The 14,457-nt window shown below is 58.8% G+C and carries 10 protein-coding genes and 1 tRNA gene; 6 read left to right on the top strand and 5 right to left on the bottom strand.

Going from position 1 to position 14,457, the window contains the following annotated elements; all coding sequences use genetic code 11:
• Positions 1-3: 3 nt before the first annotated feature.
• The 3 genes from ABIQ96_RS18115 to ABIQ96_RS18105 all read left to right on the top strand — a co-directional run bounded on the left by ABIQ96_RS18115 (position 4) and on the right by ABIQ96_RS18105 (position 6,149).
• The gene (locus ABIQ96_RS18115; RefSeq protein WP_348216036.1) at positions 4-2,307 is read left to right on the top strand and encodes a GH92 family glycosyl hydrolase; all 2,304 of its coding nucleotides are present in this window, start codon (positions 4-6) and stop codon (positions 2,305-2,307) included.
• Positions 2,304-4,598, top strand: coding sequence for a GH92 family glycosyl hydrolase (locus ABIQ96_RS18110; RefSeq protein ID WP_348216035.1), 2,295 nt, complete (start codon positions 2,304-2,306; stop codon positions 4,596-4,598). The genes ABIQ96_RS18115 and ABIQ96_RS18110 overlap by 4 nt, the downstream gene beginning before the upstream one ends.
• Before the next feature lie 96 nt (positions 4,599-4,694).
• Entirely contained in the window at positions 4,695-6,149 is a 1,455-nt protein-coding gene (locus tag ABIQ96_RS18105; protein WP_348216034.1) for a glycoside hydrolase family 125 protein, read from the top strand.
• Between the two features lie 859 nt (positions 6,150-7,008).
• On the opposite strand, the gene ABIQ96_RS18100 is transcribed toward ABIQ96_RS18105, so the two are convergent.
• Positions 7,009-7,083: transfer RNA gene (locus tag ABIQ96_RS18100), tRNA-Asn, on the bottom strand.
• A gap of 171 nt (positions 7,084-7,254) precedes the next feature.
• Between ABIQ96_RS18100 and ABIQ96_RS18095 the strand changes: the two genes are divergently transcribed.
• From ABIQ96_RS18095 to ABIQ96_RS18085, 3 genes are read left to right on the top strand one after another with little or no spacing between them, the layout of a single operon-like run.
• On the top strand, positions 7,255-8,370 hold the full coding sequence (locus ABIQ96_RS18095) for a sulfotransferase (protein WP_348216033.1): 1,116 nt from the start codon (positions 7,255-7,257) through the stop codon (positions 8,368-8,370).
• Between the two features lies 1 nt (position 8,371).
• A complete protein-coding gene (locus ABIQ96_RS18090) occupies positions 8,372-9,745 on the top strand; it encodes a cytochrome P450 (protein WP_348216032.1) in 1,374 nt (457 codons plus the stop codon).
• A gap of 31 nt (positions 9,746-9,776) precedes the next feature.
• On the top strand, positions 9,777-10,349 hold the full coding sequence (locus ABIQ96_RS18085; RefSeq protein WP_348216031.1) for a nuclear transport factor 2 family protein: 573 nt from the start codon (positions 9,777-9,779) through the stop codon (positions 10,347-10,349).
• Here ABIQ96_RS18085 and thiS read toward each other — a convergent pair.
• Genes thiS through ABIQ96_RS18065 form a run of 4 tightly spaced genes read right to left on the bottom strand, consistent with a single transcriptional unit; the run spans position 10,346 to position 14,287 of the window.
• Positions 10,346-10,546, bottom strand: coding sequence for a sulfur carrier protein ThiS (thiS, locus tag ABIQ96_RS18080; protein ID WP_348216030.1), 201 nt, complete (start codon positions 10,544-10,546; stop codon positions 10,346-10,348). The two genes, ABIQ96_RS18085 and thiS, sit on opposite strands and share 4 nt — an antisense overlap.
• A gap of 12 nt (positions 10,547-10,558) precedes the next feature.
• A complete protein-coding gene (locus ABIQ96_RS18075; protein WP_348216029.1) occupies positions 10,559-11,932 on the bottom strand; it encodes a DUF2851 family protein in 1,374 nt (457 codons plus the stop codon).
• Positions 11,933-11,953: 21 nt separating this feature from the next.
• Positions 11,954-13,531 carry a TIGR03790 family protein gene (locus tag ABIQ96_RS18070; RefSeq protein ID WP_348216028.1) on the bottom strand — a complete coding sequence of 526 codons (1,578 nt, stop codon included), beginning with the start codon at positions 13,529-13,531 and terminating at the stop codon, positions 11,954-11,956.
• 48 nt (positions 13,532-13,579) lie between these two features.
• Positions 13,580-14,287, bottom strand: a complete 708-nt coding sequence (locus tag ABIQ96_RS18065) for an MBL fold metallo-hydrolase (protein WP_348216069.1) — start codon at positions 14,285-14,287, stop codon at positions 13,580-13,582.
• Positions 14,288-14,457 lie beyond the last annotated feature (170 nt).

Here is a 14,457-nt window from a genome sequence, read left to right as displayed (position 1 = left end):
CGCATGAAACCACAAATCCTATTCGCTAGACTCACCCTCCTGATGCTGGCCGGTTCGCTGGCGGGATCCGCACAAACCCCGGCTCGCCTCTCGGATTTCATCCGCCCCTTCGTCGGAACCAAAGGCGAGGGCAACACCTATCCCGGCCCTGCCGCACCGTTCGGCATGGTGCAACTGAGCCCGGACACGGACCGCGAGTTGTGGGACACGGCTTCGGGTTACGAATACTCGGACACCTCGATCATGGGCTTTTCCCTGTCCCATCTATCAGGCACAGGGATTCCGGATCTCGGGGATTTTCTGTTCATGCCACAGGTCGGCGAGCCGAAATTGGTGGCCGGGCCAAAGGATCATCCGGAAGCCGGCTACCGGGCACCCTTCTCACACGATCAGGAACAGGCCTCGACCGGCTACTACAAGGTGAAGCTGTTGGATCGCAACGTCACTGCGGAACTAACCGCCGGTGAGCGCGCGGGGATGATGCGCTTCACCTTTCCGGAGACGGACAAGGCCTGCATCATGACGGACCTGCAGCATTTCCTGAACGGCGCGAAGTTCAAGCTCATCTGGTCCCACGTGCGGGTCGAGGACAGCTCCACGGTGACCGGATTCCACCTGATCAACGGCTGGGGCAAGGAACGCTATCTCTACTACGCGGCCCGTTATTCACGGCCGTTCGACAGCCACAAGATCATGAGCGACGGCAAGGAGGTCGTTTATGATAGTTTCAAAAATTACCGCTTCCGCAGCCGCAACGAAGCGGCGGGAACGAACCTCCAGTTTCTAGCGGAATATAAGACTCATGCCGATGAGGCGATCACCGTGAAGATGGCGGTCTCCGCGATCAGCGCGGCGAACGCGTTGAAAAACCTGGATGCCGAGATTCCCACATGGGACTTCGACGGCTTGCGCGAGCAAACCCGCGCCAAGTGGGACAAAGAGATGGGCCGGATCCAACTGGTGGAAGGAACACCGGAGCAAAAGGAGACGTTCTACACGGCGATGTATCATTGCTTCCAGGCTCCGAATCTCTATCAGGATGTCACCGGCGAGTATCGTGGGCTCGATTCCAACATCCACAACGCGGAAGGCTTTCAAAATCACGCCGTGTTCTCGCTGTGGGACACCTATCGTGCGACGCATCCGCTCTTCACCTTGATCCAGGCAGACAAGGATGCTGACATGATTAACTCGATGCTGGCTCACTATGACCAGAGCGCTGACCACCTGCTGCCGGTATGGTCGCTGCAAGGCAACGAGACCTGGTGCATGGTTGGCTATCACTCGGTGCCGGTCATCGTGGATGCCTATCTGAAGGGCGTCAAAGGCTTCGACAAAGAGCGCGCCTACGAAGCGATCAAAACCACCGCGATGAATCCGGACCACGACGGCGTGGCAACCTACGACAAGCTCGGCTGGGTGCCTTTTGATCAGGAGAATGAGTCGGTTTCCAAGACATTGGAGTATGCCTTCGACGACTATTGTGTCGCCCAAATGGCGAAGTCGCTCGGCAAGAACGACGACTACGCCCATTTCATGAAACGGGCCGCCAGTTATAAGAATCTATACGATCCGACCACCGGCCTGATGCGCGGCAAGAACTCCAAAGGCGAATGGCGGACGCCCTTCGATCCTCACCTCTTCGAACAAGGCGGCGATATCACGGAAGGCACCAGTTGGCAATACACCTGGTATGTCCCGCAGGATGTGCCGGGGCTGATTTCGCTGATGGGCGGCAAGGAGAAATTTTCGGCGAAGCTCGACGAACTATTCACCTTTGGTGCGAACGCAAGCCAGGGACTCGACGACATCCAGGGCCGCATCGGCGAATACTGGCACGGCAACGAGCCGGCCCATCACGTGATTTACCTCTACTGCTACGCCGGGCAACCTTGGAAGGCTCAGGAAAAACTCCGCCACGTCCTAAAGACGCAATATGGCAACAAGCCTGATTCGCTCACCGGGAACGACGATTGCGGCCAAATGTCCGCCTGGTATATCTTCACCTCACTCGGATTCTATCCGGTCTGCCCGGGTAGCGACTATTATGTTATCGGCAGCCCTGCCGTGAAACATGCCGTCATGCGACTCTCAAATGGCAAGGAACTGACGATCAAATCGGAAAACTTCGCCGACGAAAATGTCTATATCCAATCCGTTCTCGTGAATGAAAAACCATGGAACAGCGTATTCCTCCCCCACCGCGAAATCGCCGATGGTGGAAGCATCGTCTTCACCATGGGTCCGCAGCCCAACAAATCCTGGGGCACTGCAAGCACTCTAATCGATAACTCCACCAAACCATGAAACCCACCCTGATCTTATCCGCCCTCTCGCTCTGCGGCATGATCGCCGCATCGGCGGCGGAACCCGCCGTGGTCGATCTTGCCAACCCGTTGCAAGGCACCGATTCCACCGGAGGCTACTCGCACGGCAACACGTTCCCCGCCATCGCCCTGCCGTTTCCGATGAACGTCTGGGCTCCCTACACCGAACCGGCGAAGAACCCGTTCTACTACAACTACCGCCAGAACAAGATCCGCGGCATCCGCCAGACGCACCAGCCGAGCCCGTGGATCGCTGACTATGCAAACTTCTCGCTGATGCCTGTTTCCGGCAAACTCGCGGTGAAGGAAGATGACCGGGCATCGACATTCCGACATGAAGCGGAAATCGCCAATCCGGGTTACTACAGCGTCCATCTCGATACCGCGAAGGCCACTGCCGAAGTCACTCCCACCGAGCGTGGTGCGAGCTTCCGATTCACCTTCGATGAAGCCGGCGACTCGTATGTCGTCCTAGACGCATTCGCTAACAATTCATCGGTGGAAATCATTCCCTCCGAAAACAAGATTGTCGGAATCTGCCGCAACAACAACGGCGGCGTGCCTGAGAATTTCGCGAACCACTTCGTGATCGTCTTCGACCGGCCATTCACCACCTACGGCACCTGGACACCGGAGGCCACTCACGAAGGAGAAGCCAAGCTGGCGGACAAGCACGTCGGAGCCTATCTGAAATTCGACACCAGCGGCAGCAAGTCGGTTAGCTGCAAGGTGGCATCCTCCTACATCAGCCCGGAGCAGGCCCTGCTCACACTCGACCGCGAGATCGGCCAGGCGGATTTCGATACAGTCCACAAACAGGCCGCGGCCAAGTGGAACGAGACTTTAAACCGCATCAAGGTGGAAGGCGGAACGCTCGAACAACAGCGGACATTCTACAGCGCCTTCTACCGCAGCGTGATTTTCCCGCACCGGTTCTTTGAATATGATGCGAAGAACAAGCCGGTTTATTTCAGTCCGTTCGATGGCAAGGTGCACGAAGGCTACTTCTACACGGACACTGGGTATTGGGACACCTTCCGCGCTTCGCATCCGTTGTATAATCTTCTCTTCCCCGAAATCAGCGGGCAGATCATGCAGGGCATTCTCAATGCCTATGATCAGAGCGGCTACCTGCCGTCGTGGTTGAGCCCGGGACACCGCGATTGCATGATTGGCAATCACGCTTTCTCGCTGTTAGCCGACGCGTGGGTGAAGGGTATCCGGAATTTCGACGGTGAAAAGGCGCTGGCAGCGATGGTCCACGATGCGAACACGCAAGCTCCGGAAAATTGTAAGGCGATCGGCCGCGACGGTGCGGAGTTCTACAAGAAAATCGGTTATGCTCCCTATCCGGAGATCAAGGAATCGACCGCCAAAACACTGGAGTATGCCTACGACGATTTCTGCGCGGCAGTGATGGCCAAGAGCCTCGGCAAAACCACCGAACAGGCAGCGTTTGCCAAGAGCGCAATGAACTACACCAACGTGCTCGATGAGAAAATCGGCTTCGTCCGCGGACGAAAGTCGGATGGCGGATGGTGTGATAACTTCGATCCAACCGAATGGGGCGGGCCCTTCACCGAAGGCAATTCGTGGCATTGGACCTGGAGTGTTTTTCAAGACATTCCCGGCCTGGTCAAGAAACTCGGCGGCGACAAGGCGTTTGGTGAAAAGCTCGATGGAGTCTTCTACACGCCACCGGACGTGAAGGTCGGCACCTACGGCCAGATGATCCACGAAATGACCGAAATGGTCTCCGCAAACATGGGCCAATATGCTCACGGCAACCAGCCGATCCAGCACATGATCTATCTCTACAACTACGTCGGCCAGCCATGGAAGACCCAAGCCCGCGCCCGCGAGGTGATGGCCCGGCTCTATCAGTCCACGCCCGACGGTTTCTGCGGCGACGAGGACACCGGGCAGATGTCCGCCTGGTATGTCTTCAGCGCGATGGGCTTCTATCCGATGTGCCCGGGTACCGACGAGTATCTGATCGGCAGCCCGCTGTTTGACAAGGCGACGATCACGCTGCCAGATGGCAAGAAATTCGTCATCAACACCAAGAACAACGGCCCGCAGCGGCCATACATCGGCGATGGATTGCTCAACGGCAAATCGTTCGACCGCACCTATCTGAAGCACGAGGAAATTGTTAAAGGAGGCGAGCTGACCTTCGACATGCGTTCCACCACCGACCATAAGTGGGCGACCGCGCCGGAAGGTTTGCCGACCGGCGGAATGACAGAACTCGCAAAGCCTGCTAAATAGCCCGATCAACTCCGCAAATGGGGAGTTTTTACGGCTCCCTGAAATTGGCCATTCCCCTGGCCGTTTCACAAATCACATTTAAAAAACCTTATCGAAATGAATCCAGACACGCAACCTGACAGTCAGCAATCCACATGGAACCGCCGGAATTTTATGCAGAGAACCGCATTGGCGGCATCCGCACTGGCCTTGGCTCCATCGGCCCATGCCGCTGATGCGGCATTCCCCGTGGTCCGCACGCCGGTTGACAAGCGCAAGTTCAAGAGCGCGGCCATCGATGCCGCGATCGAAAAGTTCAAGTCCTCGGTCGGCAACAAGGAACTCGGCTGGTTGTTTGAAAACTGTTTCCCTAACACGCTGGATACTACCGTCGAGTTCAAGATGGTTGACGGCAGACCCGACACCTACGTCATCACCGGCGACATCGACGCGATGTGGCTGCGTGACAGCTCGGCGCAGGTCTATCCATATCTCCATTTCATCAAGGAGGACAAGCCGCTCCAGCAACTCATCGCCGGGGTCATCAACCGCCAAACCCGCTGCGTTCTCAAGGATCCCTATGCGAACGCTTTCTACGGCGACGACACTAAAGTGGGAGACTGGAAGGACGACATCACCGACATGAAGCCGGGCATCCACGAGCGGAAGTGGGAAATCGATTCCCTCTGTTATCCGATCCGTCTGGCCCATGAGTATTGGAAAACCTGCGGCGACGTTTCTCCATTTGATGAGAAATGGCATGACGCCATCAAGCTGACTTTGAAAACCTTCCGTGAGCAGCAGCGGAAGGACGGCAAAGGGCCCTATCACTTCATGCGAAAAACCGAGTGGGCGACGGATTCCGTTCCAGGCAAGGGCTACGGCAACCCCGCCAAACCGGTCGGGTTGATTCACTCAATGTTCCGTCCCAGTGATGACGCCACGATCTTCCCTTTTCTGGTTCCATCTAACTTTTTCGCGGTTGTCAGCCTGCGCCAGGCGGCGGAGATGGTGGAAACCATCTCCAAGGACACGGAACTCGCCACCGGGTGCCGGGCCCTCGCCGATGAAGTCGAAAAGGCCCTCACCGAGTACGCTATCGTCAATCATCCCAAGGCCGGCAAGGTCTATGCCTTCGAGGTCGATGCTTTCGGCAACTACTATTGCACCGACGACGGCAACATCCCGAACCTTCTCTCACTGCCCTACCTCGGCGCGGTGAAGAGCAGCGACGCGATCTATCAAAACACCCGCAAGATGCTGCTTTCCGCCGAGAATCCTTACTGGTGCATCGGCAAGGCAGCGAACGGCCTCGGCGGACCGCACGTCGGCGTTGATATGATTTGGCCGCTCGGGGTGATCGTGCAGGCGCTCACCGCCACCGACGATGCCGAACTGAAGGGCTGCATCGAGACGCTCCGCAAAAACCACGCGGGCACCGGTTTCATGCACGAGGCGTTCCACAAGGATGATCCGAAGAAGTTCACCCGTTCCTGGTTCGCTTGGGCGAACACCATCTTCGGCGAGCTGCTTTGGACAACCTATCAGAAGAATCCGAAGCTGCTGGATTGAGGCCATCCCGATACATTTGACATCAAGGACAACAGACGTCCGTATTTCCGACGCTCCAACCGGGGGCTAAGAAAGTTTCGCGGGCAGTTTTTTTGCTTATCGGTCTTCTCGGATACAAAACGTCGAGTTCCGCTGAAATCAGGGCTTCACGCGATTTTAAAAAGGGAAACCTAGCCAGCTTCCAGCTTCGTTGATGGAACAGCGCCCTGCAGCTAGCGCGCTTTGGTTTTTGCCCAGCAAGCGCTTCTATGGCCACAATAGAAGAGCGAGTATCCCGCACCGGAAGTTGCATCCTTCCACTCTTGCTCCGACATCTCACGAACCAGCTTAGGGTTCTGGACGTTGACGTATTTACCCGCTGCATCCACATACCTGATGTCACGTGGCACGAGCGAACTGGCGGGAACTGCAACCGTGTCAACCGTATAGGCCATACCTCCTCCGGTGGTGTCACAGACCTTCCAGAACCTGGGTTGAGCATTGGAGCAACAGGCGGAAAATATGAATGGCAGGATGGCCAGGATCGCAACGGATAGGGGTTTCATCATTTTTGGAAGTCGGTGGAGAATAACCCGAGTCAATTCAGGGCATCAATTCGATTTCTATGAATTGCTCATGGGGCTCCGCTCAGCCTTCGCCCTGAAAAATCGATCGCCCGTGTCGCATGATGTCCGGTTCAATGCCGCATTTCTCCGCCCGTAGCTGAACCTCGGCCTTCCCCCGTTTCCTTTCCCAGTCGGCTGGCGCTCCCCGCGGGACGGAGCCAGAGTCGAAACCGTTCCGTTGCGAGCAGACCTTGAAAAGTGTTCAGCCTGGTTCTTTTACATGACATCTTCAGTCATAACCTGCTGATTTAAAATGGCTCCGGCGCGTGGGATCGAACCACGGACCTAGTGATTAACAGTCACCCGCTCTGCCGCTGAGCTACGCCGGATTTGCTTCCTTTCGGACGCGGGCGGACCTTGGGATTCCAGACCGTCCCGTGGCAAGGGAAAAATACTTCGTTGCGCTAAAAATGACGCTGTCGCTGGAATTTCAAGCAGCGGAACCAATTCACGACACGGGATTGCGCCCGGAAGCCGGATTTGACAGCGTTCCGAAACGTATGCCCGCAGAACTGAAACACCGCTGGAGCATCGGGAACAACTATCTCGCGGGCATTACCACCGGGGACTGGCTCCGGTTGCTTCGTGAGAATCGCTTCGGGGTGGATCCGGCCTACTGGCACCGTGCGGCGTTCGTCACGCTGCTCAGCGGCATCAACTCGTTCTACCGGCGCAGGGAGGAGTCCCAGTTTCACGACCAAATCGCCGCCACGCGCATTCGTCCGCCGCTTTTCATCCTCGGTCATTGGCGCTCGGGGACGACCCATCTGCACAATCTTCTCGCCCAAGACACGGAGCGGTTCGCTTTTCCGAATACCTATCAGACCGTCAATCCCCACACGTTTCTCTGCACCGAAGAGGTCAACTCGCGCCGCTTCGCCTGGATGGTCCCGAAGACGAGGCCTATGGACGAAATGGCGTTGAATTTCCAAGCTCCCCAGGAAGACGAATTCGCGCCCTGCCTGATGAGCTTGCGCTCGCTTTACCTCGGCATCAGCTTTCCCCGCAACGACGAGGCCTACTCGCGCTACCTCACATTCAAAAACGTCCCGCAGGATGAAATCGACGAGTGGAAAAGCGCGCTGATCTGGTTTCTCAAGAAAGTCACTTTAAAATACCAGCGGCCGCTGATTCTCAAGTCCCCTCCCCACACCGCGCGAATCCGGTTGCTGTTGGAAATGTTCCCCGACGCTCGCTTCGTCCACATCCACCGGAATCCCTATCAGGTATTTCAATCGTGCCGTCACTACTACGACACCGCGACGTGGTACAGCTACCTGCAGCGTCCCGACCCTTCCGGCATCGACGATGGGATCATCCGCCGCTACCGGCAGATGTATGATTCCTATTTTCAGGAACGCGAACTCATCCCTGAAGACCGCTTTCACGAAATCAGCTTCGACGATCTCGAACGCGAGCCCGTCAACGAGATGCGGAAACTCTACCGCAAGCTCCATTTGGGACATTTCCCCGAATACAAAACGAAGCTCCGGCACTACCTCAAATCGATTTCATCCTATCGAAAAAACCATTTCGATCCATTGGACGAACCCACCCGGGAAAAGATCGCCGCCGCTTGGAAGCGCGGCTTTGATGAATGGCACTATCCGACCTGACATGTCAGCTCCATCGAAACGAAAGGCACCCGGCCCGCCCGGAAATTTCCTGCTAGGAAATCTGCGCGATTTCCGCAGCGACGTGCTCGGACTGGTCATGAAATCCGCCGCCGAATACGGCGATATCGTCCGCTGTCGGCTGGGACCGAACGTCATCCACCTGCTCAATCACCCGGACCACGTCGAACACGTGCTCCAGCGCCGTTCCGCCAACTACGACAAACAGACCCGCAGCTCGGACACCATCCGTTCCATCTCCGGGGAAAGCCTGCTCACGGCCAGTGGCGAGTTCTGGAAACGGCAGCGGCGGATGGATCAGCCGGCTTTCCACCATCAACAGATCGCCGGATTCACCCGCAAGATGACGGACGCGGCGGAAAACATGTTAGACCGCTGGCAGAACCATTCCCCACCCGGATCCGCCATCGACATCGCCTCTGAAATGTCGCGGCTGACTTATTCCATCGTCGGCCGGACCTTGTTCAGCTTCGACACGGGCACCGACGCCGAAGTAATCGAACAAGCGATGTGGGTCATGCTGCCCCATGTTTTCAAACGCCTCGGTCATATCGTCCAAGTCCCCGATTGGTTTCCCAGCCCGGCAAACCGCAGGTTCCGCAAGTCGCTGGCGGAAGTGGATCGTGTCGTCTATCAAATCATCGCCCGCCATCGCGAGGCAATGGAGAACGGCACGCCGGATAACGACCTGCTGGCCATGCTGATCCAGGCCCGCGATCCCGAAACCGAAGCCGCCCTGAGCGACACTCAGCTTCGTAACGAAACCATCACCTTCCTGCTCGCCGGCCATGAGACCACCGCCAACGCGCTCACCTGGACATTCCATCTTCTTTCCCAACACCCCGAGGTCGAACGCCAGCTGATAGATGAAATTCGCAGCGTTCTCGGCGACCGAACACCCGTCCTCGAAGACATGCCGAAACTCACCTACACCAAGCGCGTGATCCAGGAGTCCATGCGCCTCTATCCGCCGATCTGGATCATCGAGCGCCATGCCATCGACGAGGATGAAATCGGCGGATTCCACATCCCCGCCGGGTCGTCCGTCGTCATTTCGCCCTATGCGCTCCACCGGCATCCCGCTTTTTGGGAGCGCCCCGAGGATTTCGATCCATCGAGATTCGAGAGTCCCCCGCCCGAGGCCTACATTCCCTTCGGCGCTGGTCCGAGGTTTTGCATCGGGCATGAATTCGCCATGTTAGAGGCCCGGTTGATCACCGTCATGGTCATGCAGGCCTACCAACTGCGCATGGTGCCAGGCCATCCCGTCGAGCCCATGCCCGACATCACCCTGCGGTCACGGCACGGCATGATGATGACCCTCCATCCGCGGCGAAACTCCGATCTTCCCTCTTGATGCGCCCGCTGATTTTCCAAACAATCCGATCATGATCCCACACCTCCACCGGATGTTTGTCATCCTCGCCGGGCTTCTCGCGTTGTCCACCGCGCGCGCGGCGGAAGATCTGGCGCATGCGGAACTGCGGGCTCTCAGGACGGAAGTCATCGACGCCATCGTCAAGGGCGACATCGACAGCGTGATCCAGCACGTCCACCCGGACGTCGTGGTGACGTGGCAAAACTCCGAAGTCTGCCGCGGTCGCCAGGGATTGAAGGACTTCTTCGAAAAAACCGGCCGGGATTCCTTCAAAGGCTACAAGGTCCCGCCAACACCGGACGAACTAACCATCCTGCATGGCGGCGACACCGGCATTTCCTTCGGCGAGACGGTGGCCAACTACAAGCTCCTCGGAAAAGACTACGAGCTGAAAAGCCGTTGGACGGCCACCCTGGTGAAAGTGGATGGGAAATGGCTGCTCGCCGCCTATCACATTTCCATGAACGTCCTCGATAATCCCCTGTTGAACACCGCGAAAAACGCGCTCTACGCCGCCGCCGGCATCGCGCTGGCTGTCGGCATCGCCATCGGCGTCATCCTTGGCAAACGCAGGAATGCCTAACCACCCGCCGCCAGCATCACCACCTCGACACGTGCTCCCTCGCCGACCATGAGCTGCGGATAGTCGCGCGGAAACACCGCCTGTTCATCAAGTTCCACCACCACCGGCTTGCCTCCGAGACCGATGCTGGCGAGCAGGTCCGCCACCGACATGGCGGCGGCGATTTCGTGGAGAGTGCCATTGAGCTGGATGTTCATGATGGAGAAAAGTCAGCGCCACTGCGCGAGTTGTTCGGGAAACGGACAGTCCTTGCAGTCCGAGAAATCCTCCAGACAGAAATCGTGATAGATCTGCAGCAAAGCCTGATGATGAGCCACCCGCCGGAGCCACGGCTGCGCCGCCTGGATGGATCCGAAGAGCCGCAAGGAGCAGCGCTTCACCTTGTCGTTCGGTGCCGAGTTCCGTAGCTGATGGTAAGCCTTCCAGGACATCCCGTCTTCATGCATCGCCAGCGGTGCGAGATGGTTTGCGACGAGCTCCAGCGCCTGCGACCGACCAAACAGCGCGATCCGCTGCGACGACGGCGAGGACTCCAGCGTGTGCCGGTGCGACCAGAACTCGTGCTCCAAAGATTGCAGAAAATCGATCAGCGGCTTCGCAGCAAACGGCCGCGCCAACGCCAGCTTCCGGTATTGCGGCCACACATCGGCTAACACCGCGAGCGCTCCTGTCCGCCGATGAGGATGGTTCGCCGGCCGCTGGCCATGGGTCTTCCACGGAATCCGCCGGTCGTCCGCGGTCTCGAAGCGCGCCCGGTTCTTCCACCAGTTATCCCACAAGCTGCGGAGATAGTCCTTCGTATCGGAAGGAGCCAGCTCGTGCTGATCGGCTGATAGAAATCCCGCCGTGCCGAAAAGAATCGACTCTGCGGCCTCCCCTTCCGCCTTGAGCAGCGACAGCGGCGCGCGTTGTGCCAGCAACCGCATCGCCAGCGCGTTTCCCCGGTAGCCCAGCGTCTCCGCGGTCGATTGGAACAGCGCAGCATCACGCCCGTGGGCGTCCGCCATGCGCAGCCAGCGTGCTGCTTTCGCACCCGCCCGGTGGAGCGCCGCTTCTTCTAGCAGCCGTCCGATCGCTCCTGCCGGAAGGTTCCGCAGCGGGTTCACGCAGCGGCCCGGATGGGCGATCGCCACCTCGCGTTGCGGGCGGTTGAGCGCGTCCGAGAGCTGCATTTCCGAAATGACCACCTGCGGGATTTCCTGATGGTCCAGCGCCCGCGTGAAAATCCGGCGGGCATCCGGTTGAAACACCACATGCAACACCACCTCGCGGAACGCCGGGTTCTCCGCATGGCCATGCGCCTCCCAATCCCCCGCGCACGGATCCAATTCCAGCGGTCCTGTCCGCAATTCGCCGTCGATCTCCACCGCCGTCTGGATGAAATCCGGTCCCGCCCCGCGGTTCCACTCGCCGAACTGCACGATGCTAACGGATTTCCCCGTCGTCGTGCGAAAATTCCTGCCGAACGCCCCGGCGAACCACAACGCCTGCAACTCCAGCTCCGGCGGCAGCGCCATCGCCGAGGTCTCCTCAAATGCCAGCGGCGGATGCCAGATCGATTCCAATAGAAATCCGTAAGTCATTACTGTGTCCCGATGATTCCGTTAGTTCTTCACCGGCTTTTTCCCCGGCTCTCCCACAGGCGCTGGCGCGGGTGGCGGCGGGTCCAACAGAACCAGCAACGCCTTCAGCGCTTCCGCTTCCGGCATCGATCCATAGTGCAGCTCCGCGTCATGCAGCGAGCGGATCGCGATGTCCTTGTGATTCGCCGTGCGCTCCAGCGAAATGAGATTCAGATCCTGGCGCAGTTGGTCCTCTTGTTTCACATAGAGCGTCTTCGCCGTGCGGAAAAGGTTCGCCGCGCCGATGGGATCCTTACTCTCTACCATTTCAAGCCCCAGCGCTTCCGCCAAAATACCGCTCTTCATCCGCTCCGATGCCTTTTCCACCTGCCGTTGCCGTTCCCCCGGACTTTCCTTCCATTCCACCGCCGCCGCCCGCAGCGCGCGGAAATCGATGTCCGACTCCTGCTTCATGCCGCCGCCATCCAAACAGCGGAACGGCCGGTAAAGCGGATCGCCTAACACCACTCCCTGCCACGACGTCACCGGCATCGCCATCCAGCAGGCCTCACCCCAGGTGTAGCCCGCCAGCAGCTTCTGTTGGATGATGCCGAAGTCGTGCGTCAGGTGCAGATACGGCTCATAAACATTCCCTATCGTCACCGCGGCACCACGCGCCAGCAGACCGCCGGACCAGTTCTTCGATCCATCCGTTAGCTGCTCCGCACTGAACGAATGCAGGTGCATCGCCACCGCTCCCTTGCGGAACTGGAACTTCGTATTGAGAAACGGCCCGCTGATATTCCAGTCATACCAGCCGTAGTAGATCGAGCAATCCGTCATCGGATAGTTCGGCGGATAGGTCTCGTTGAAACGGTCCACGACCGTCGGAATTCCCGCATTGAGATCCGCCTTCACCACGTCCTCCAGCCACTGGTCGCCCTGCGGAAACTTGTTGGCGATGTCCACATACGCCCTGCCCCACAGCCCCGTGCTTTCCACATCCACCGCATCGCGGATCATCCGCTCGCAGATCGCCACTGTTGGCGCGTCGATCCGCGCCGTCAGCACAAGGAACGGCACGTTTGCATCGGCGATCGGCTTGTCCGCCTTGTAATACTTGTTTTGCAGCACCCCGTCCAAAGGCAGCCCCTCCACCCCGAACATTGACAACTCGGAATCCACCGACGCCTCGTCATGCCCGTCGATGGGCCCCGCCGGCATCCCTCCCGGAGGCTTCGGCACCGGCGTGATCCGCAGCGGCACCCCGCGCATCGTCACCAGCACGCGGATTTTGTTAGCCACCGGCAGAGTCACCCGCGCCCCTTTCTGGTCCTCGCTCCGCCGCGTCCACCATTCCCGCACCTCGAACTGTCCGCGCAGCGGCTTAAGGATCGACCGCTCGTAGTCCTCGCGCGAAATGTCCTGCGCCGTCGGCATTTCCAGGCCGATCACATTGTCCTTCGGGATGTTCCGCGCCTGCCGATAGGTCTCCGCCAGCTTCTTCGAATCCGGCACCGAGGCATTATACAGAATCGCCACCGATTCAGGGGAAATCGCCGCTTCCGCCAGCCACGGAAGTCCCGCAAACAAAGCCAGTAGCAGGACGGAAAATCTCATGCGCGGAAGGATGCCCGGATGCCCGCATCATGCAAGACTCTGCGCATCTCACAGGGAAATCCGCAAGCCGTCCCAAGCCACCCGGACCCCCGTCGGCAGTTGCCCGTCCAGCGTTTCGTAGTCAAACTCGTGCGTCAGGTGCGTCAGCCACGCCTCCTTCGCCCCCGCCGCCTCGATCGCCGCCAGCGACTCCGCCAGCGAGAAATGCGTCGGGTGCGTCGCCGTCCGCAGCGCATCCACCACCAGCACATCGATTCCGGAAATGAGCTCCATCGTCTGCGCCGGGATCACCTTCACGTCCGAAATATAAGCCAGCGTCCGCGCCCCCGGGAAATCAAAGCGGAACCCCACCGTCTCCACCGCCGCATGCTCCACCGGCAGCGGCGTCACTTTCAGATCCCCGTAGAAAAACGGCCCGTCGATCAATCGCGCATCCGGCCTCACATACCCCTCGATCAGCTTCTCCGGAGAAAACGCCCAGCCATACATGTTTTTCAACGTCTCCATGCACCCCGCCGTCGCATGCAGCGGCAGCGGCTCCCGCTTCCTCCAGCAGAACGCACGCAGCTCGTCGAACCCCGCCACATGATCCAGATGCGCGTGCGTATAAATCACCGCATCGATCTCCCGCAGCCCCTCGCGCAGCGCCTGCATCCGCAAATCCGGCCCCGAGTCCACCAGCAGCGTCTTATCCCCCGCTCTAACCACCACCGACGACCGGAACCGCTTATTCCGCGGGTTCTCCGAAGAGCACACCGCGCAATCACACCCGATCACCGGCACTCCCACCGACGTCCCCGACCCGAGAAATGTTAAGGAAAAATCCGCCACGCCCCCATTCTACACACCACACCGCCCCCGGCAACCCCGCCCCAATTGGAGCGCGGAATTTATTCCGCGCGTTTCCTTCACCCGCCCCTCCAATT

Source organism: Luteolibacter sp. (assembly GCF_039920825.1).
Lineage (GTDB): Bacteria > Verrucomicrobiota > Verrucomicrobiia > Verrucomicrobiales > Akkermansiaceae > Luteolibacter.
Note: the sequence above shows the minus strand (reverse complement) of the source record. Positions and strands in the feature narration are given on the sequence as shown.